The organism is Stenotrophomonas sp. Br8 (assembly GCF_014763005.1).
Lineage (GTDB): Bacteria > Pseudomonadota > Gammaproteobacteria > Xanthomonadales > Xanthomonadaceae > Stenotrophomonas > Stenotrophomonas lactitubi.
Map to the genome: position 1 here is coordinate 213,100 of NZ_JACGTN010000001.1, position 19,137 is coordinate 232,236.

Below are 19,137 nucleotides of genomic sequence, written 5' to 3' on the forward strand. Positions count from 1 at the left end.
ATGCTGCCGCGCCGCCAGGTCAAGAATCCGCACGCCGAAGCCGAACAGTTCCGGCGCCGCGCGGCGTTGGGCTTCTTCGGCGTGCTGGTCTGCCTGCTGGGCCTGGGCGGCTGGTACTTCAAGCTGCAGGTGCTGGACCACGACATCTACGCCACCCGATCCGAAGCCAACCGCATCAAGCCGCGGCCGGTGGTGCCCGGGCGCGGCATGATCTATGACCGCAACGGCCGCCTGCTGGCCGAGAACGTGCCGGCGTTCCGCCTGGATGTCACCCCGGACAAGGTCAAGGACATGGATGCCACCCTGGAAGGGCTGGCGAAGATCATCCAGATCAGCCCGGAAGAACTGGAAGCGTTCAACAAGTCGCGCAAGGCGCGCCGCAAGTTCCTGCCGGTCACGCTGAAGCTGCGCATGAGCGATGAGGAAATGGCGCGCTTCGCCGTGGACCGCTGGCGCTTTCCCGGCGTCGAGCTGGAACCGTACCTGACCCGTCGCTATCCCTATGGCGACCTGTTCGCGCACATCATCGGTTACGTCGGCCGCGTGGACGACAAGGATCTTGAGATCCTCGGCGAAGGCAATGCCGCGCTGACCCACATCGGCAAGTCGGGCCTGGAGCGCTATTACGAGCAGGAACTGCGCGGCAAGGTCGGCTACGAGCAGGTCGAGACCAACGTGCAGGGCCGCGCGATCCGCACCATCGGCCGTGTCGCCGCACAGTCCGGCGCCGACCTGCGTCTGTCGATCGACGCCGACCTGCAGCGGGCGATGGTGGCCGCCTTCGGCGATCAGGAAGGCTCGGCCGTGGCGATGGACCCGCGAACCGGTGAAGTGCTGGCAATGGTCAGCCTGCCGTCCTACGACCCGAACCTGTTCGTCAACGGCATCTCGCATGCCGATTTCAAGGCGCTCAACGACAACCCGTCGCGCCCGCAGTTCAATCGACTGGTACTCGGCGGCGTCGCTCCCGGTTCCACCCTGAAGCCGTTGATCGGCCTGGCCGGCCTCGATTCGGGCGTTCGCCGTCCGGAGGACAAGGTGCTGTCGACCGGCATGTTCTACCTGCCCGGCACCTCGCGTGGCTGGGGCGATTCGCACCGTGGCGGTCACGGCTGGACCGATCTGCGCAAGTCCATCGCGCAGTCGGTCAATACGTACTACTACCGGCTGGCATTGGACCTGGGCATCGAGCGGTTCGACCACTACATGGAGTACTACGGCTTCGGCCAGCCGACCGGCATCGATCTGACCGGCGAGATCTCCGGCATCCTGCCGTCGCCGGCCTACAAGCGGAAGAGCCGCAAGGAAGCCTGGTATCCCGGCGACACGGTGAACATCAGCATCGGCCAGGGCGATTGGAAGGTCACCCCGCTGCAGCTGGCCCGTGGTGTCAGCGGCCTGGCCAATGGCCAGCTGCGCACGCCGCATCTGGTGATGCAGCAGCGTGCTGGTTTCGACAGCGACTGGGTGGCGACAGAGCCCGGCCCGAGCAAGCCGGTCAGCCCCAACCCGAACAATCTTCAGGCGGTGCGCGAAGGCATGATGGCCACCATGCTTCCCGGCGGCAGCGCCGCACGCATGGCGGCCGGCGCGCCGTACACGATGGCGGGCAAGACCGGTACCGCGCAGGTCGTCAGCCGCAAGGGCACCGCCGCGGTCAATCCCAGAAGCCTGCCGATGCACCTGCGCCACCGTGCGCTGTTCGTCGGCTTCGCGCCGGCCGAGCAGCCGGTGATCGCGCTGGCCATCGCCGTGGAAGGCGGCGGTTATGGCGGCGCGGCGGCCGCACCGATCGCGCGCAAGATCTTCGATGCCTGGCTGCTGGGCAAGATGCCTGAGGGCATGCAGCCGCTGGACAGCGAGCGCGGCACTACTGCTATCGGTGCGACTGCCTTCGACAATGAAGACGTGGGCGCACGCCAGGCCGGCGATATCGCCGCCGCGCAGTTGGCCGAGCATCCGGTACTGATCGGTGTTCCTGCGCCGGAGCCTGTGCCGGCACCTGCGCCCGGTGCGCCTTCTGCGGCAACCGTGCCGGCCGGCACGCGCCCGACTGCTGCTGCGGAGGCTGCGCGATGAAGGAGTTCCTGCGCTGGGCCGGCGAAATGCTGCAGCGGTTCTTCAGCAGCCTCGACTGGCTGCTGTGCCTCGCCCTGGGCGCGCTGATGGTGATCGGCCTGGCGACGTTGAAGAGTGCTGGCGGCGATGGCCTGGTGATGGCGCAGGGCGTGCGTTTTGCCGTGGGCCTGGCAGCGATGTGGGGCATCTCGCGGGTGCCGATCCTGCGCATCCGCTCGGCGACGCCGCTGATCTATGCCATCTCGATGATTCCGTTGCTGGCGGTGTTCGTGCTGGGCACGGGCAAGTACGGCCGGCAGTGGCTGGACCTGAAGTTCTTCTACCTGCAGCCGGCCGAGCTGCTCAAGGTCAGCCTGCCGATGATGGTGGCCTGGTACCTGCACAAGATGCCGCTGCCGCCGCGCTTCAACACGGTGCTGGTGGCGATGGTGATCATCGGCGTACCGACCGGGCTGGTGATGCTGCAGCCGGACTTCGGCACCGGCGTGCTGATCGCCGCCAGTGGTGTGTTCGTGCTGCTGCTGGCCGGCCTGCCGTGGTGGTGGGTGGGGCTGGGCGTGGGCGGTGTGGCCGCGGTCGCACCCGTCGCCTGGTTCTGGCTGCTGCGGCCGTACCAGAAGGACCGCATCATGATGTTCCTGGACCCGGAGATGGATGCGCTGGGCGCGGGCTGGAACATCATCCAGTCGAAGATCGCCATTGGTTCCGGCGGTTTCGATGGCAAGGGCTGGGGCGAAGGCTCGCAGTCGCACCTGAATTTCATTCCCGAGCAGACCACGGACTTCGCGTTCTCGGTGCTGAGCGAGGAGTTCGGCTGGATCGGCGTGGCGCTGGTGCTGACGCTGTATCTGGTGGTGATCGGGCGCTGCCTGTGGATCGCCAACCAGTCGCGCGACTCGTACTCGCGGTTGCTGGCCGGCGCAACGGGGCTGGCGTTCTTCGTCTATGTGCTGGTGAACGGCGGGATGATCTCGGGCCTGCTGCCGGTGGTGGGTGTGCCGATGCCGTTGATCAGTTACGGCGGTACGTCGGCGGTGTCGCTGCTGGCGGGGTTCGGGTTGGTGATGGCGGTGCGTCGTCACAATCCGGTGCATGGCGGGTATGGGTAGTTTCCAGCCATCGGCGCAGCCCCTCGTGGGTGGCCGATCAACGGCGGGCTTCATGCGTTGGCCCGTGCCGGTGGGGGGCGCAGGGGACGCCGTGAATACGTCCTTGTAGGCTTAGCCGCGCCATCCATGGCGCGGATACCCCTGCGCCCCCCACCGGCACGGACCCCGACAGTTTTCTGCGGTGGCCACCCACGCAAAGAGAAATAAAGCAGAGCAGAAGCGGGTCGCTTCGCTCTTTGTAGTGCCGAGCCATGCTCGGCTCAGGAATGCACGCATCACGCCGCCTGCAGCTGCACATCCACATATTCCGACAGGCCTCGGCAGGCCAGCAGCAGCCCTTCGCGGGCGTCGTCACCCAGGTGCTGCGTGTCGTCGCCGTCCACGCGCACGCGTTCGCTGGCGTGCAGCAGTTCCAGCAGGAAGGTCAGCCCGGCATTGGCGCGGTCGATGCGTGCCATCGCCATGCACTGCGCCTGCGTTCGCCCCTTGTGTGGCCACGGCTGACCATCCGCCGCTTCAACCTGACGGATGCGCTGCAGGCAGTCCAGCAGGGTAGGGTTGCCTGGACTGTTGGCGGCCTGCGTGGCGGTGAGCGTGGTTTCCAGTGCGCGGGCGATGTCGTCCGGCAGCTGGTGGGCGGCCTCGCCCAAGGTCGCGAACAGGTACGGGTAGGTGGAAGCGGACATGGCGGCATCCTTGTGCGGTAGGCAAGGGCCACCCCACGTGCATGCGAGGGTGGCGGACGATGCGTGGCTCCAATACCGGTGACCAAGTGTGAAAGCGCCGGCGGGCACAAGGCCCTCCACGCACCGTCCGCCAAAGACGCACGGACGGATTGCCAGCCGACGCCGCTCAACAAGGAGAAAGCGACGCCGGCTGGCAAGCGTAAACAACACTTGGGTCAACGGGATTGGAGTCCCGTGCCACCCGTTGTCGGTGGCACTACATGATGTGCACGGGGCCCTTGCGGCTCCAATCAGAATTGTTTGAAACCCGGAAAATCCGCAGGCCAAAGGCATCCGCCACGCGCGGTGTCGATAGCGACAAACAGCGCTGACAGCTTCGCGAAAGCGCCGGTTGCTACCGTGCCACGGGTGAAATGGAAACGAATGCTTGGCGGCTGCTGTGAGGCAGTGCGCACGATCGATCTGCCGTTGCTGGTGGCGTTGTTGATCCTGATGGGTGCGGGCCTTGCGGTGCTGCACAGCGTGAACGGACCGGTGGCAGGGCAGGCGATGCGCTTTGCGATGGGTCTGCTAGCGATGTGGCTGCTGTCGCGGGTCTCGCTGCTGCGCCTGCGCGCGTGGACACCTGCCATCTATGCGCTGTCGATGCTTCCGTTGATGGCGGTGTATGTGATCGGTACCGGTAAATACGGGCAACGCTGGCTCAACCTCGGCGTGTTCTACCTGCAGCCCTCGGAGCTGCTCAAACTCAGCCTGCCGTTGATGATGGCCTGGTATCTGCACCGTCAGCCGCTGCCGCCGTCACCGCGCACGGTGCTGACGGCAGCAGTATTGATCGGGGTGCCAGCGGTGCTGATCCTGATGCAGCCCAATCTCGGTACCGCTACCCTGGTGACGGCCAGTGGCGTATTTGCATTGCTGCTGGCTGGCTTGCAGTGGCGCTGGGTGGTGGCCGGCCTGAGTGCGGTGTCGGTGGCGGCGCCGCTGGCGTGGTTCGGGCTGCTGCGGCAGTACCAGAAGAACCGTGTGCTGACCTTCCTGGATCCGGCGGCTGATCCGTTGGGCACCGGTTGGAACATCCTGCAGTCGCGCATCGCCATCGGTTCCGGTGGCCTGCAGGGGCGTGGCTGGGGCCACGGTACGCAGGCGACATTGGATTTCCTGCCGGAGTACACCACCGATTTCGCGTTCTCGGTGTTGGCCGAGGAATTCGGCTGGATCGGCGTGGTGACGGTGTTCGCCTTGTATCTGTTCGTGGTCGGGCGCTGCCTGTCGATCGCGGTGCAGGCACGCGACACGCACGCGCGGCTGTTGGCCGGCAGCCTGGGCCTGGCGTTCTTCGTGTACGTGCTGGTCAACGGCGGGATGATTTCCGGCCTGCTGCCGGTGGTGGGTATTCCGATGCCGCTGATCAGCTACGGCGGCACCTCGGCGGTGTCGTTGCTGGCCGGCATCGGTCTGGTGATGGCGGTGCGCGGGCACCGGCCGGTACACGCGTAGCTTTCCAGCCAACGGCGCAGCCCCTCGCGGGTGGGCCGCTCAATGCGATTCATCGATTGGGCCGGGCGGGTGAGCTGTGCAGGGGACGCCGTAAACCCATCCATGGGGGCTTGTCCGCGGCATCCATGCCGCAGACACCCCTGCGCAGCCCACCCGCCCGGCCCCTGACAGTTCCCGAGTACGGCCAGCCCACGGAAAAGAAAAAGAAGATCAAAAGCAAAAGCAGCGTGGCCGACCCGGCTCAGAGCGAAGCGACCCGCTGTTGCTCTTTGCTCTTCTTTTCTCTTTGCGTGGGTGGACGCCACAGGAACGTGTCCGTGGCCGGGTAGATGGGCTGCGCAGGGGCGTGAGCCGCATGGATGCGGCGACCGAGCTTACAGGGACGTACTTGCAGCGGCCCCTGCGCAGTCCATCTACCCGGCCCCCCCATGAATCGCTTTGCGGCCACCCACGAGGGGCTGCGCCGTTCGCCGACCTTCGCCGCCGATGCACGCATGAATCTGCGCAAGCGCATTTCTGTAATCGTTCCCACAACGCCGCACAGCAGCATGCCCGCTGACGAAGTTCCATTAAAAGTGGGCGCCAATTCACATTTTGACGCCGCGTTGATCCTGATCAATGGACTTGTCGCAATCGGCCTGCACAATGGCGGCCCGTTCGGCATGGCGCGCCGTCTTTGATGCAGCGCGAGGGGCGTCGGATGGGAAAGCAGTACTGATCCAACAGGTACAAGGAGCGCGGAGCACTGCCACTGGGGAGCGGCAGCCGCGCAGGTACCGACCGGGTCCGGCGGCCGGTTGCGTCTGCGGGGATGGGGACGCAACCGGCAACCTCTGCCTGAATGGGGCAGGTCAATCACGACGCCTTCACATTTCTCGCTGAACGCGAGCAAATCGTTGTGATTCATGGTCTTAGGGGTTTTAATTCATCCATGACCTGCTAACCTGCGGTGATGATTCGACGTTCTCTGGCCTGCATGCTCACCCTCGGCCTGGTCGCCTGTGCGACCCAGCCGACGTCCCCTCCGACTTCGCCCCAGGCCAGCAGTACGCCGCGCCACCCGGCGGCCAAGCCTCAGGGCCCGGCCGAAGCCGCGCCGGAAGCGGCAGCCGCTACGGCTGCGCCGGTCGATCTCACCCCGGTGCCGTTCGAAACCGCGCGCGCCAAGTTCATTGCCGACACCGCCAAGCGCTACGGCCTGAAGCCCGACGAGATCCGCAACGTGCTCGACCAGGCGCAGGTGCGCCAGCCGATCATCGCCGCCATGTCGCGCCCGGCCGAACGGGTCAAGCCGTGGAACGAATACCGGCCGATGTTCATCAGCAAGGCGCGCATCGATGGCGGCAAGGCGTTCCTTGCCCAGCATCGCGCTGAACTGGACCGCGTACAGCAGCGCACCGGTGTGCCGGCTGAAGTGATCGTGGCGATCATCGGCGTGGAAACCAGCTACGGCAAGAATGCCGGCAGCCATCGCGTGCTCGACGCGCTGTATACGCTGGCCTTCTATTACCCGCGCAGTGGCGACCCGGCCAAGCTGGAACGCGAAGTGCGCCGCGAGCTGTTCTTCCGCGATGAGCTGGCCAAGCTGTTCGAGCTCGGCCGCGAGGAAAAGCTGGACATCACCACGCTCAAGGGCAGCTATGCCGGCGCGATGGGCATGGGCCAGTTCATGCCCTCCAGCTATCTGGATTACGCGGTGGACGGCAACGGCGATGGTCGCCGTGACCTGTTCACCAGCTACGACGACGTGTTCTCGTCCATCGCCAACTACTTCGTGAAGAAGGGCGGTTGGGTGCGCGGCGGCCAGGTTGCTGTGCCGGCCACGCTCGCTGCCGGCCGCGAAGAGTTCAACCCGACCGAGTGGATGCCCACCTGGTCGCTGTCCGATCTGGCCCAGCGTGGCTACCAGCCGAGCGCACCGGTGCAGCCGGGCGCCACCGCCACCCCCATCACGCTTGAAGGCAGCACCGGCAAGCAGTACTGGCTGGGCTTCCAGAACTATTACGCGATCACCCGTTACAACCTCTCGAAGATGTACGCGATGGCCGTGTTCCAGTTGTCGCAGGCCATTGCCGGACAGGAGCTGCCCCCGGCATGAACATCAGATGGCTGGTCCCTGGATTGATCGTCCTCGCGCTGGCCGCCTGCAGCAGCGCGCCGAAAAAGCCGGCGACCGCCGGCCATGGTGGCAAGCCGTCCGGCACGGTGGTGCAGGGCAAGGGCGGGCGTCCGGCGCATTGTCCGGAGGGCTCGCCGTACGCGGCCGCCACCGAGGACCTGTCCACCCGTGGCAACTACACCGCCGGTGGCCTGTACAAGCCGGGCGTGAAAGACACTACGCCCAGCTATGTGCCCAACGTGGCCTGCATTCCCGAGCCGCTGGTCACCAATGAAGACCGCTCGGCGATCGGCAACAAATCGCCCTACGTGGTGCTGGGCAAGCAGTACAAGGTGCTCGACGACACCCGCAACTACGTTGAGCGCGGCACCGCTTCGTACTACGGCGCCAAGTTCCACGGCCGTCTGACCTCCAACCGCGAGGTCTACGACATGTACCAGTTCACCGCCGCGCACAAGACGCTGCCGCTGCCCAGCTTCGCCCGCGTGACCAACCTGGACAATGGCGAATCGGTGATCGTGCGCGTCAATGATCGTGGTCCTTTCCACGATGGCCGCGTGGTCGATCTCAGCTATGCCGCCGCTGTGCGCCTGGGCATCACCCAGCGCGGTACCGGCAACGTGGAAGTGCGCGCGGTGCAGCCGGGTGAAACCAACCTGATGGCGCAGAAGCCGTCGCGCCGCGAACGCCGTGCTGCTGAAGCGGCGGCGGCCACTGCTGCTGTCGCCAGCGCACGCCCCGCACCTGCCGCACGCGCGGTTGCCGACAGCGACATCGATCGCCTGGTCAACCGCCTGCCTGCCGATGGGGCGCCGGCGCGTGGCCAGCCGGCCACCACCCAGGCCGCCGTCAGCACGATGCCGGAGGTGGCGGTCAGCAGTCTGCCGCCCAGCGCACCCACACCGCGTCCCGCCGCGCCGGTCGTGGCCACCGCCATGCCGCGCAGCCCGGCCCCGGCCAGCCTGTCGCAGAAGGTAGTGGGCGCGGTGATGCTGCAGGTCGCCAGTTTCTCCAGCCGCGACAACGCCAACCGGGCGATGGGCCAGCTCAACGCTGCCGGCATCGTCGGTGCCACCATCAGCGACATTGCTGCCGGTGGTCGTACCCTGTGGCGCCTGCGGGTACCTGCCAGCGACCACGCCAGCGCGGCGGAACTTGCCGGGCGCATCTCGGGTCTGGGCCTTGGCTCGCCACAGATCGTCAAGGACTGATTCCGCCCGGGCCGGTGCTGCCGGCCCTTGCCACCCCGGCCTTACAATGGCCACCTTGTCCCATCCTTCATTTTCCGGCCGTCCCCTGGAGCCTGCTGTCCCATGAATTTCCGTTCCGCCGCCACTGCCCTGGCCGCCACCCTGGTGGTCGGTCTGGCCTCCGCCCAGACGCCGCTGCCGACCCCGGCCACCCCGACGCCTGCCGCCGCCGCTGCCCCCGCTACCGTGGCCACGCCGCCGGCGCCGGCACCCAGCGTGTCCAAGGCCTGGGTGCTGATGGACTACGCCACCGGCCAGGTGCTGGCAGGCGAGAACATCAACGAACAGCTGGCCCCGGCCAGCATCACCAAGGTGATGACGTCCTACGTGATCGCTGCCGAGGTCAAGAACGGCAAGGTCCGTCCCGACGACCAGGTGATGATGAGCGAACGCGCCTGGCGCGAAGGTGGCGCCGGCACCGACGGCAGCTACAGCGGCTTCCCGGTCAACCAGACCGCACGCCTGGAAGACATGGAAAAGGGCATGGCGATCCAGTCCGGCAATGACGCCGCGATCGCCCTGGCCGAGCACGTGGCCGGCAGCGAAGAAGCCTTCGCTTCGCTGATGAACAGCTACGCCGCCAAGATCGGCATGAAGAACTCGCACTTCGTGAACGCCCACGGCCTGACCGCCCCGGGCCATCACAGCAGCGCCTACGACCTGGCCCTGCTGGGCCGCGCGATGGTGCGCGATTACCCGGAAACCTACGCGTACAACAAGATCAAGGAATTCCAGGTCGGCACCATCAAGCAGCCGAACCGCAACCTGCTGTTGTGGCGCGATGGCAGCGTGGACGGCATCAAGACCGGCCACACCTCCGAAGCCGGCTACTGCCTGATGAGTTCGGCCCAGCGCGGTGACCAGCGTCTGGTCGCCGTGGTGCTGGGCGGCGCGTCGGAAAAGCAGCGCGCCGATGACAGCCTGGCCCTGTTGAACTGGGGCTTCCGCTTCTTCGAAACCCACCGCCTGTACGAGCCGGGCAAGGCCGTGGCCGAGCACAAGGTCTGGAAGGGCACCACCGACAAGGTGCAGCTGGGCGTGGCCCAGCCGATGCTGGTCAGCGTGCCGCGCGGTCGCTACAACGACCTGAAGCCGAGCATCGACGTGCCCAAGACCTTGGAAGCGCCGTTCACCGCTGGCCAGCAGATCGGCACCGTCAAGGTCACCCTGGATGGCAAGCTGGTGGCCGAAGCGCCGCTGGTGGCTGTGGCTGCGGTCGAGCAGGCCGGCTTCTTCAAGCGCCTGTGGGACAGCTTCTGGATGTGGTGGGAATCGGAATGATCCGCAGCGTGCTGCGGTGAACGGAAAAGGCCGGCGAATGCCGGCCTTTTCTGTTCCGGGAGCCGGCTCCGCATGAACTCGTCCGGATGCCGGTAATGCCGGCCGCTCACGATGCCGCCCGGATGCGGGTAGTGCCGGCCGCTGGCCGGCTCCTCATGAACCCGACTAGATACGGGTAGTGCCGGCCGCTGGCCGGCTCCCCATGAACCCATCCGGATATACCTGGAGCCGGCCAGCGGCCGGCACTACCACCAGCCCATCCGGCTATGCCTGGAGCCGGCCAGCGGCCGGCACCACCCTCAGCCCGATTGCTTACAGCGAGCGGCTGACGGTGAAACTGCCGAACACCGGCGACTGGCGCTGGCCATCGAATTCGCGGGTGCTGTGGTAGCGCGCCATCGCGAACTTCCAGCGGCCGCGCATCACCGCGATGCCATAACCGCCTTGGGCGACCACATGACGCTTGTCCACGCTGTGGCTGTTGCGGAAGGTGTTGCCGTCCAGGGTGATATCGCGGATCACCCACGCCGCATCGGTGGTGGCGAACAGGTGCCACGACCAGCCGGACGGCTTGCCGCCGCGGGTCGGCGCGGTGTTCTCGCCGGCCGGGCGCAGCGGGGTGCTACCGAAATCGTCGGGCAGCTTCCAGCCGAAGCGCACTTCGCCGCCGATGTTCGCCTTGGTTTCCAGGTTGCCGATCGAACCGCCGTAGTGGCTGATCGCATCCCAGCCCCAGCCGTCGGCATTGATGCTGGCATCGCCCGGCCAGCGGCGCATGCGCTCGTGGGTCAGCATGAACACCGGTTCGTTGTGCAGCTGGTTGTCCCAGCCCTTGAACTTCTCATCGCCCAGCACGCTGTGCACGGCGTCCTGCACCTGCTTGCCCTGCGCCCACGGCCCGACCACGCCCAGCGACAGCTGGGTGGTCTGCAGGCGATCGCCACTGCGCGCGTTGAAGCCGAAACTGACCAGCAGCACGCCGGCATACGGCCGGTCATCCTCGATCAGGTCGCTGCGGGTGGGATCGGTAGGGGTGAAGATGCCCTGGGCCACGCTGAAGATCATGTTCTGCTGTTCGAACTTGCCCGGGTGCAGCGCTTCCAGGTGGCTGTTCACCCAGCGCGCCAGGCGCGGCAGGCAGGGGTCATCGGTGTAGTCGACCAGGTTGGGCGAGACCAGGGTCAGCTGGGCGCCATTGGTATAGCCCTGGTCCTGGTGGCGGCCGCCGAACAGGTCGTTGTCGACGCGGAAATTGACCTGCGGCGGATGCTCGCGCATCGCGTCCGGGCCGCATTGTTCGGCCGCCTGGGCGGAAAGGGGGAGGGCGGTGGCCAGCAGGCCGGACAGCCCGAAGGCTGCGAGGTGACGCATGGATGGGATGATCATCGGGAAGGGGGCTTTTGTTTGTCGTTTTATGCAACGACACGTTACTCCCGGTGCTGTGACGGAACGAGCGCGCTGGGATCACTTGTCTGTTCCGAAAACAACATTGTCTGATCGACACAATTGGTTACCGCAGGGGCAGCTGCGCGGATGGACGCGGGGGCCCTGAGACCCGGGTCCGGGCCTGAATGGATGTTCAGCTGCAACGCAGCGGCCCGCCTGCGGTGCCGCCGGCCTATATGAATACTCTTGGGTTTGTTGCCCTGCGGCCCGATAATGGGCGCATGGAAATCAAGTCCGACAATCCCGAACACGGCTTCCAGTTCCCCGGTCAGTTCGAGCTCAGCGCGATGGGCCCGGCCAACCGCGGCCTGGAGCATGAACTCCCCCGCCTGCTGCTGGCTGCTGGCGTTGACGTGGTGAACGAGCGCATCAGCTGGAAGCATTCGTCCAACGGCAAGTACGTCTCGGTGCGCCTGGTCTTCCGGGCCGAGAACCGTGAACAGTACGACGTGGCCCACCAGGCCCTGCGCGACCACCCGGAAGTGAAGTGGACGGTGTAGCCGTCAGCTGCCCTGCCGAAGTGGCGGCCCCCGAGGCGCGTCCGCCGCGCCCGGCGGTGGTCCGTGACCTGGGGCGCCAGCCCTACGAACCGGTCTGGCACGCCATGCAGCGTTTCACCGACCAGCGCGACGACGACACGCTCGACGAGCTGTGGGTGGTCGAGCACGATCCGGTGTTCACCCTGGGCCAGGCCGGCAAGGTCGAACACGTGCTGGCGCCGGGCGAGATCCCGGTTGTCCACGTCGATCGCGGCGGCCAGGTGACCTACCACGGCCCCGGCCAGATCGTGATCTACCCGCTGCTGCGCCTGCCGCGGCTGGGCATCGGCGTGCGCGACTACGTGTGCCGCATCGAACAGGCCATCATCGATACGCTGGCCGAGTGGAACATCGGTGCCGAACGGCTCGACGGCGCGCCGGGCGTATACGTCGGCGGCGCCAAGATCGCCGCGCTCGGCATCCGCGTGCGCCGCGGCTGCACCTTCCATGGCCTGGCCTTCAACGTGGCCATGGACCTTGACCCTTTCCACCGCATCAACCCCTGTGGTTACGAGGGGTTGCAGGTGACCACGGTGCTAGACTTGGGCGGACCGTCCGGGATGGACGCCGTCAAGCCGGTGCTGCTGGACCACCTGGCCCGCCAGTTCGGCCTGCTGCTGCAGCCCGTGCCTGAACTGCCTGATCTCTCTGCGGCCGCCTGACCGCCCCCGGAAACGCCATGACTGAAACCACTGCCCGCACCATTCCCCTGCAGATCGTGCAGGCCGAGCTTCCGTCCACCGCGCCGTTGCAGGCCGGGGTCAAGCAGATGGGTGGGGACAAGATCAACCGCTCGCCGGTGCAGTTCGCCGACGTGCCGGTGCTGCGCAAGCCCTCCTGGATCCGCGTGCGCATTCCTTCGGGCAATGCCGTGCAGAACCTGAAAGCCAAGCTGCGCGAGAACCGTCTGGTGACCGTGTGCGAAGAAGCCAGCTGCCCGAACATCCACGAATGCTTCGGCCACGGCACCGCCACCTTCATGATCCTGGGCGAGGTCTGCACCCGTCGCTGCTCGTTCTGCGACGTGGCCCACGGCCGGCCGAAGCCGCCCGATGCCAACGAGCCGGCCAGCCTCGGCCAGACCGTGGCCGACATGGGCCTGAAGTACGTGGTGGTGACCAGCGTCGACCGCGATGACCTGCGCGACGGCGGTGCCCAGCACTTCGTCGACTGCATCACCGCCATCCGCGAGAAGTCGCCGGGCACCCGCATCGAAGTGCTGACCCCGGACTTCCGCGGCAAGGGCCGCATGGAGCGCGCGCTGGAGATCCTTGCGCAGAATCCGCCGGACGTGTTCAACCACAACATCGAAACCGTGCCGGACCTGTACCGCAACGTGCGCCCGGGTGCCGATTACCAGTGGTCGTTGAACCTGCTGAAGAACTTCAAGGCGCAGCACCCTGACGTGCCGACCAAGTCGGGCATCATGCTGGGCCTGGGCGAAGACTTCGAACAGATCAAGGCCACCATGCGCGACTTGCGTGCGCACAACGTGGACATGATCACCATCGGCCAGTACCTGCAGCCGACCGCGCATCACCATCCGGTGCTGAAGTACTGGACGCCGGAAGACTACAAGGCGCTGGAAGTCTACGGTTACGAGCTGGGCTTCAGCCACGTGGCCTCCGGCCCGATGGTGCGCTCGTCGTACCACGCCGACGTGCAGGCCAAGGGCGCCGGCGTCCAGTAAGCGGTTACCGCCGGGCATGGCCCGGCGCTACCGATGGGTGTCACCACCACCATGGTGGGTGCGGACCGTTGGTCCGCACGCCTTCGCCTGCATTCACAATTTGCTACACCGGCCCCGCTAGGCTGGTTTTCCACCGAATGTGGGCGGGTGACAAACCCGGCAACTTTCGGCACTGTCGCGGTGTCTGAACACCCTGCAGTCTCCCCCTTGGCAAGGCGCCTTCGAGCACGTCAATGAAATTCAAAGCCCCCGCATTCCTGATGGCCCTGGCGCTGGTCGCGCCGCTGGCGCTGGCGGCCAAGGCCGACTCACCGGCGTTGCCGGCTGCCGCCACCGCCGATCAGGTGACCACCTCCAAGCTGGTGTACGGCCTGTTGTCCGACAGCCGCTACGCCTACCGCCCGCGTGCGCTCGATGAAGCCACCTCCAAGGATGTGTTCAAGCGCTACCTGGAGACGCTGGACGGCGGCAAGCAGTACTTCACCCAGGCCGACATCACCCGCTTCGCACCGTTCCAGGCCGGCATTGCCAATGCCATCCGCGGCGGCGAACTGGAGCCGGCCTTCCAGGTGTTCGCGATCTACAAGCAGCGCGTCGGCGAGCGTGTGGCCTATGCGCGCAAGCTGCTCAAGCAGGAACCGGATTTCACCACCGACGAGCGCTTCGAGTACGACCGCAAGGAGGTGCCGTGGGCCGCTTCCAATGCCGAACTCGACGAGCTGTGGCGCAAGTCGGTGAAGAACGACTGGCTGCGCCTGAAGCTGGCCGGCAAGAAGTCCGATGACATCCGCAAGACGCTGGACAAGCGTTACGCCACCCTGGAAAAGTCGGTCAACGAACTGAAGGGCGAAGACACCTTCCAGTTCTTCATGAACGCCTACACCAGCGCGGTTGATCCGCACACCGATTACTTCACCCCGCGTACCGCCGAGAACTTCAACCAGGCGATGTCGCTGTCGCTGGAAGGCATCGGCGCGCAGCTGCAGCGCCAGGACGATGTGGTGGTGATCCGCGAGATCATCGCCGGTGGCCCGGCGGCTGTGGATGGCACGCTGAAGCCGGGTGACCGCATCGTCGGTGTCGGCCAGGGCAAGTCCGGGCTGGTGGAAGATGTGATCGGCTGGCGCATCGATGATGTGGTGGCCAAGATCCGTGGCGCCAAGGACACCGACGTCAAGCTGGAATTCATTCCGGCCGAAGCCGGCGTCGACGGCAAGCACCACACCCTGGTGCTGACCCGGCAGAAGGTGCGCCTGGCCGAACAGGCCGCCAAGGGCGAGACCATGACCATCCCGGCCACCAATGGCGAGCCGGCACGCAAGGTTGGCGTGATCAAGCTGCCGACCTTCTACCAGGACTTCGAAGGCCGTCGTCGCAACGCCGCCGACTATGCGTCGGCCACCCGCGACGTGGCCAAGCTGCTGGCTGGTTTCAAGACCGACAAGCTGGACGGCGTGGTGCTGGACCTGCGCAACAACGGTGGTGGTTCGCTGGATGAAGCCATCGAGCTGACCGGTCTGTTCATCGAGCAGGGTCCGGTGGTGCAGGTGCGCGAATCCGGTGGCCGCGTCACCGTCAACAGCGACCGCAACCAGGGCGTGGCATGGGATGGCCCGCTGGCAGTGCTGATCAACCGTGGTTCGGCGTCGGCGTCGGAGATCTTTGCCGGTGCCATCCAGGACTACGGTCGCGGCCTGGTCATCGGTGAAACCAGCTTCGGCAAGGGCACCGTACAGAACATCGTCGACCTGGACCGTTGGCCGAGCGGCGAAACCCAGCGCTTTGGCCAGGTGAAGCTGACCATCGCCCAGTTCTTCCGCATCAGTGGCAGCAGCACCCAGCACAAGGGTGTGGTGCCGGACCTGGCGTTCCCGGCCAGCGTCGATGCCACCGAGTTCGGCGAGAGCACCTACGACAACGCGTTGCCGTGGACCCGCATCGCCGCAGTGCCGCACACCCAGTACGGCAACTTCGCGCCGCTGCTGCCCAAGCTGGAAACGCGCCACGACGCGCGTATCGCCACCGACAAGGAGTTCCAGTGGTGGAACGAGGACGTGGAGCAGTTCCGTACCGAAGCAGCGAAGAAGTACGTCTCGCTGAATGAAGCAACCCGTCGTGCCGAGCGCGAGCGCCAGGACACCCAGCGCAAGCAGCGCCAGATCGTACGCAAGGAACTGGGCCTGGCCCTGGACCCGCTGGCCGATGACAGCAGCGATGACGGCCTGACCGGCAACGAGCGCGACATCGTCAAGGATGCCGCCCGCGAGAAGGCCGCCGAGAAGCGCCCGGACCCGTTGCTGCGTGAATCGGCCTCGATCCTGGCCGACGCAGTGAACCTGCTGGAGGCCGACCGTCCGCTGTCGGCACAGGTGCTGCCGCAGTCCACCGCCGCAGGCCGCTGGGCCGACTGATTGAGTGAAAAAGGGGACGGAGGGGATTAAGTCGTTAGTAGCACAAACGACTTAATCCCCTCCGTCCCCTTTTTGCATGAACCGGGAACAACGGTGGGGGAGGGGGCCGGTGTTTTCGACCCGGTGCACACGGGCAGGGGGCTACCCTCAGGGTTACCGTCTTCGCAGGAGTACCCATGCGGGCCTCCCTTCTTTCTGCTTCCCTGCTGGCCGCCACCAGTGCCCTGGCATTGTCCGCCTGTGGTGGTCGCGCCGCCGACAGCACAGTGCTGCGTGAGTCTTTCGATTCGGGGGATACGTTCTCGCGCACCGTCGATGGGCGTCCGGCCGAAGCCTGCGAGGCGGCACGGCGCACGCTGCTCAGCCAGGGCTATGCCATCGCACGGTCCGACGACGCGCAGGTGGAAGGCAACAAGAATTTCCAGCCGCGCGAGGATGACCACGAACAACTGGTGCTGCGTATCTCGTGCGCGCCGCGTGGCAGCCAGGCGCTGGTGTTCGTCAGCGCCGTGCAGGATCGCTATGCGCTGAAGAAGAGCCCGACCTCGGCCAGTGTCGGCGTGGGCGCGTTGGGCTCGGTGTCGTTGCCGTTCGGCAGCAATGACGACTCGCTGGTGAAAGTGGCCAGCAGCACGATCACCGATGCCGAGTTCTATCGGCGCTTCTTCCAGCGCCTGCAGCAGTACCTGCCGGCGACAGCGAAAGCAGAGCCGCAACCGCAACCGGCCGCGTCGCCGCAGCCTGCGGCCGGGCCCGAGCCCGAACCAGTGCCGGCAGCGACGGACCAGGGCTGAACGTGCGCGGCAGGGTGATGGCATGGGCCCTGCTGCTGGGTTGGCCCCTGAGCGCGCTGGCCGCTACGGCCGAGTGCACCCAGGGCCTGCTGCAGCGGCTGGGGTGGCGCTTTGAAACCACCGCGATCACCGCGCCGCAGGTACACGGTGGGCCGGTCTGTACGCGAACCTCGCTGGCCGAGGCGCAGGCGGCCGGTGATCTGCGCGTGCGTTGGCCGGACACGATGGCTGACGCCGATCGGCAGGCTCTGTTGCAGCAGCTGCTGGACGACCCGGCCACGGTCTGTGCCTACGCCTTTGAACTGGGCGGTGCCGTGCAACGCGCTACGCAGGCACTGCAGGACAATGAATCCTTCCGCTTCACCGGTGTGCAGCTGGGCTGGATCGGCTTTGGCGCACGCGGCGCCCCGGCACAGGGTTGGCAGCGGGTGCGCAGCTTCGGTCGTGGGTATGTACCGGCTGCCAGCAACAGCCGCGCACTGGATGCGTTCTACACCGGGCACGTGCGCGCCGAGTGCGGTGTCGGCCGTCAGGTCGCGCAGCTGGCCACGCAGCGCGAGCTGTACGGCGATGCGGCCTTCGATGCGGAGTTCACTGCGGACGAACTGTCCATCGGCACCTTCCTTGGCCTGCACGACACCGACAGCATCCTGCTGGGCGCGCAGGCCGGCCAGTTCCTGGCCGACGGCAAGGCCGTGCGCACCTCGGCGATGGGGCGGCAGGCATTCGCCGGACTGCCTGGCTTCATCGAACACGTATTCGACAAAGGCACGCTGGACGATCTCAGCAACCAGGCGGAGAACTTCGTCGTGGTGGAGGTGGGCGAGGGTGCCGCGCAGGCGCTGGCCGCGCACGGCGGCCTGGCCTGGTACGACCAGCGCAATCGTGCCCTGTGGCAGCTGGCGCAGGGCATTCCGCGCGTCGGTCAACGCTATTTCGAGCGGCTGCTGTACGAGCGCGATCCGGTGCTGCGTGAGCAGCTGGCCCCGCGCTATCGTGACGTCGTGCAGCAGATGGATCAGTTGCTGGACGATGCGTTCTACCAGCAGTTCGTGATCTACGCGCACCCACGCGGTATACGTCCTGTCGGCTACCACGTCATCCGCCTGCTCGACCGCAATCCGCGTACGCCGTTTTCCATCGATCTGGCGTTGCACAATCTGCATACCACGCTCTACCGGCGTTGGCGCGAGGCGCAGTTGCGCCACTGCGCAGCCACCGGCAGGCCAGGCAGCCTGACCCTAGACCCCAACTGAAGGTGAAACAATGGATATTGCAATGATCGGCCTCGGCCGCATGGGTGCCAACATGGCCCAGCGCCTGCACCGCGGTGGCCACCGCGTGGTCGGCTACGACCCGGGCGAGGGCGCCCGCCAGCGCGCCGCCGAGGCCGGCCTGGAGGTGGTGGATTCGCTGGCCGCCGCAGTGGCCGCGCTGCCGGTGCCGCGCGTGGTGTGGCTGATGGTGCCGGCCGGCGAGACCGTGGACCAGACACTGGGCCAGTTGAGCCCGCACCTGGCCGAAGGTGACGTCGTCATCGACGGTGGCAACTCCAACTACCAGGACTCGATCCGTCGCGCCAAGGCGCTGGCCGAAGATGACCTGGGCTACGTGGACTGTGGCACCAGCGGCGGCGTGTGGGGCCTGCAGGAAGGCTACAGCCTGATGGTGGGTGGCGATGCAGCGGTGGTCGAACAGATCGCACCGCTGCTGCGCACGCTAGCACCGGCCGAGGACCGCGGCTGGGCGCGCGTCGGCCCGTCCGGCGCAGGCCACTTCACCAAGATGGTCCACAACGGCATCGAGTACGGAATGATGCAGGCCTACGCCGAAGGCTTCGCGCTGATGGAGCGCAAGCAGGAGATGGAACTGGACCTGGCCCAGGTGGCCGAAGTCTGGCGCCACGGCAGTGTGGTGCGTTCGTGGCTGCTGGATCTGAGCACCGAAGCCCTCAAGCGCAACCCCTCGCTGGATGGCATCGCACCGTACGTGGAGGATTCCGGCGAAGGCCGCTGGACCGTCGCCGAAGCGATTGCGCTGGACGTACCGGCGCCGGTGATCACCCTGTCCCTGCTTGAACGCCTGCGTTCGCGCGAGTCGAACTCGTTCACCGACCGTCTGCTGTCGGCAATGCGCAACGAATTCGGCGGCCACGCCATCAAGAAGTCGTAAGTACCGGTTTGACGTAGATCCACGCATGGCGTGGATCTACTGTGTCGACCAAGGTCGACAC

16 protein-coding genes are annotated in these 19,137 nt (G+C 66.4%); 14 read left to right on the plus strand and 2 right to left on the minus strand.

What is annotated here, in order from left to right; all coding sequences use genetic code 11:
• On the plus strand, positions 1-2,079 hold the full coding sequence (gene mrdA, locus H3005_RS01015; protein WP_100553583.1) for a penicillin-binding protein 2: 2,079 nt from the start codon (positions 1-3) through the stop codon (positions 2,077-2,079).
• Positions 2,076-3,188 (plus strand): rod shape-determining protein RodA, encoded by a 1,113-nt coding sequence (gene rodA, locus H3005_RS01020; protein ID WP_100553582.1) that lies wholly within the window; start codon positions 2,076-2,078, stop codon positions 3,186-3,188. The genes mrdA and rodA (H3005_RS01020) overlap by 4 nt, the downstream gene beginning before the upstream one ends.
• A gap of 275 nt (positions 3,189-3,463) precedes the next feature.
• Here rodA (H3005_RS01020) and H3005_RS01025 read toward each other — a convergent pair whose 3' ends face one another.
• Positions 3,464-3,874, minus strand: a complete 411-nt coding sequence (locus H3005_RS01025) for a hypothetical protein (protein ID WP_100553581.1) — start codon at positions 3,872-3,874, stop codon at positions 3,464-3,466.
• 423 nt (positions 3,875-4,297) lie between these two features.
• On the opposite strand from H3005_RS01025, the gene rodA (H3005_RS01030) reads away from it, so the two are divergent.
• The 5 genes from rodA (H3005_RS01030) to H3005_RS01050 all read left to right on the plus strand — a co-directional run bounded on the left by rodA (H3005_RS01030) (position 4,298) and on the right by H3005_RS01050 (position 10,024).
• Entirely contained in the window at positions 4,298-5,374 is a 1,077-nt protein-coding gene (rodA, locus tag H3005_RS01030; RefSeq protein WP_191077424.1) for a rod shape-determining protein RodA, read from the plus strand.
• 428 nt (positions 5,375-5,802) lie between these two features.
• Complete coding sequence (locus H3005_RS01035; RefSeq protein WP_100462472.1) at positions 5,803-6,054, plus strand: hypothetical protein; 252 nt, start codon at positions 5,803-5,805, stop codon at positions 6,052-6,054.
• A 272-nt stretch (positions 6,055-6,326) separates the two neighbouring features.
• Complete coding sequence (gene mltB / locus H3005_RS01040) at positions 6,327-7,472, plus strand: lytic murein transglycosylase B (RefSeq protein ID WP_191077419.1); 1,146 nt, start codon at positions 6,327-6,329, stop codon at positions 7,470-7,472.
• Complete coding sequence (locus tag H3005_RS01045; protein ID WP_191077420.1) at positions 7,469-8,704, plus strand: septal ring lytic transglycosylase RlpA family protein; 1,236 nt, start codon at positions 7,469-7,471, stop codon at positions 8,702-8,704. Before mltB ends, H3005_RS01045 begins: the two co-directional genes overlap by 4 nt.
• 102 nt (positions 8,705-8,806) lie before the next feature.
• Positions 8,807-10,024, plus strand: coding sequence for a D-alanyl-D-alanine carboxypeptidase family protein (locus tag H3005_RS01050; RefSeq protein WP_180166051.1), 1,218 nt, complete (start codon positions 8,807-8,809; stop codon positions 10,022-10,024).
• A gap of 312 nt (positions 10,025-10,336) precedes the next feature.
• On the opposite strand, the gene H3005_RS01055 is transcribed toward H3005_RS01050, so the two are convergent.
• On the minus strand, positions 10,337-11,410 hold the full coding sequence (locus H3005_RS01055) for a lipid A deacylase LpxR family protein (protein WP_089236932.1): 1,074 nt from the start codon (positions 11,408-11,410) through the stop codon (positions 10,337-10,339).
• 281 nt (positions 11,411-11,691) lie between these two features.
• Between H3005_RS01055 and H3005_RS01060 the strand changes: the two genes are divergently transcribed.
• The 7 genes from H3005_RS01060 (at position 11,692) to gnd (ending at position 19,076) form a co-directional block, all read left to right on the plus strand.
• Entirely contained in the window at positions 11,692-11,970 is a 279-nt protein-coding gene (locus H3005_RS01060; protein ID WP_032975372.1) for a YbeD family protein, read from the plus strand.
• A gap of 20 nt (positions 11,971-11,990) precedes the next feature.
• Positions 11,991-12,671 (plus strand): lipoyl(octanoyl) transferase LipB, encoded by a 681-nt coding sequence (gene lipB, locus H3005_RS01065; RefSeq protein ID WP_229979891.1) that lies wholly within the window; start codon positions 11,991-11,993, stop codon positions 12,669-12,671.
• Positions 12,672-12,688: 17 nt separating this feature from the next.
• Positions 12,689-13,699 (plus strand): lipoyl synthase, encoded by a 1,011-nt coding sequence (gene lipA, locus H3005_RS01070; protein ID WP_191077421.1) that lies wholly within the window; start codon positions 12,689-12,691, stop codon positions 13,697-13,699.
• 233 nt (positions 13,700-13,932) lie between these two features.
• A complete protein-coding gene (locus H3005_RS01075; protein ID WP_100553573.1) occupies positions 13,933-16,110 on the plus strand; it encodes a carboxy terminal-processing peptidase in 2,178 nt (725 codons plus the stop codon).
• 176 nt (positions 16,111-16,286) lie between these two features.
• A complete protein-coding gene (locus H3005_RS01080; RefSeq protein ID WP_100553572.1) occupies positions 16,287-16,904 on the plus strand; it encodes a DUF2242 domain-containing protein in 618 nt (205 codons plus the stop codon).
• 17 nt (positions 16,905-16,921) lie between these two features.
• Complete coding sequence (locus H3005_RS01085) at positions 16,922-18,160, plus strand: hypothetical protein (protein WP_100553571.1); 1,239 nt, start codon at positions 16,922-16,924, stop codon at positions 18,158-18,160.
• Positions 18,161-18,170: 10 nt separating this feature from the next.
• Positions 18,171-19,076: a phosphogluconate dehydrogenase (NAD(+)-dependent, decarboxylating) gene (gnd, locus tag H3005_RS01090; RefSeq protein ID WP_100553570.1), complete on the plus strand. Its 906-nt coding sequence runs from the start codon at positions 18,171-18,173 to the stop codon at positions 19,074-19,076.
• Positions 19,077-19,137 lie beyond the last annotated feature (61 nt).

What these genes read in the sequence shown, in the direction of transcription:
- mrdA (WP_100553583.1), top strand. Translation starts at nt 1, where the DNA reads ATGCTGCCGCGCCGCCAGGTCAAGAATCCGCACGCCGAAGCCGAACAG.
- rodA (WP_100553582.1), top strand. Translation starts at nt 2,076, where the DNA reads ATGAAGGAGTTCCTGCGCTGGGCCGGCGAAATGCTGCAGCGGTTCTTC.
- H3005_RS01025 (WP_100553581.1), bottom strand. Translation starts at nt 3,874, where the DNA reads ATGTCCGCTTCCACCTACCCGTACCTGTTCGCGACCTTGGGCGAGGCC.
- rodA (WP_191077424.1), top strand. Translation starts at nt 4,298, where the DNA reads ATGCTTGGCGGCTGCTGTGAGGCAGTGCGCACGATCGATCTGCCGTTG.
- H3005_RS01035 (WP_100462472.1), top strand. Translation starts at nt 5,803, where the DNA reads ATGAATCGCTTTGCGGCCACCCACGAGGGGCTGCGCCGTTCGCCGACC.
- mltB (WP_191077419.1), top strand. Translation starts at nt 6,327, where the DNA reads ATGATTCGACGTTCTCTGGCCTGCATGCTCACCCTCGGCCTGGTCGCC.
- H3005_RS01045 (WP_191077420.1), top strand. Translation starts at nt 7,469, where the DNA reads ATGAACATCAGATGGCTGGTCCCTGGATTGATCGTCCTCGCGCTGGCC.
- H3005_RS01050 (WP_180166051.1), top strand. Translation starts at nt 8,807, where the DNA reads ATGAATTTCCGTTCCGCCGCCACTGCCCTGGCCGCCACCCTGGTGGTC.
- H3005_RS01055 (WP_089236932.1), bottom strand. Translation starts at nt 11,410, where the DNA reads ATGATCATCCCATCCATGCGTCACCTCGCAGCCTTCGGGCTGTCCGGC.
- H3005_RS01060 (WP_032975372.1), top strand. Translation starts at nt 11,692, where the DNA reads ATGGAAATCAAGTCCGACAATCCCGAACACGGCTTCCAGTTCCCCGGT.
- lipA (WP_191077421.1), top strand. Translation starts at nt 12,689, where the DNA reads ATGACTGAAACCACTGCCCGCACCATTCCCCTGCAGATCGTGCAGGCC.
- H3005_RS01075 (WP_100553573.1), top strand. Translation starts at nt 13,933, where the DNA reads ATGAAATTCAAAGCCCCCGCATTCCTGATGGCCCTGGCGCTGGTCGCG.
- H3005_RS01080 (WP_100553572.1), top strand. Translation starts at nt 16,287, where the DNA reads ATGCGGGCCTCCCTTCTTTCTGCTTCCCTGCTGGCCGCCACCAGTGCC.
- H3005_RS01085 (WP_100553571.1), top strand. Translation starts at nt 16,922, where the DNA reads ATGGCATGGGCCCTGCTGCTGGGTTGGCCCCTGAGCGCGCTGGCCGCT.
- gnd (WP_100553570.1), top strand. Translation starts at nt 18,171, where the DNA reads ATGGATATTGCAATGATCGGCCTCGGCCGCATGGGTGCCAACATGGCC.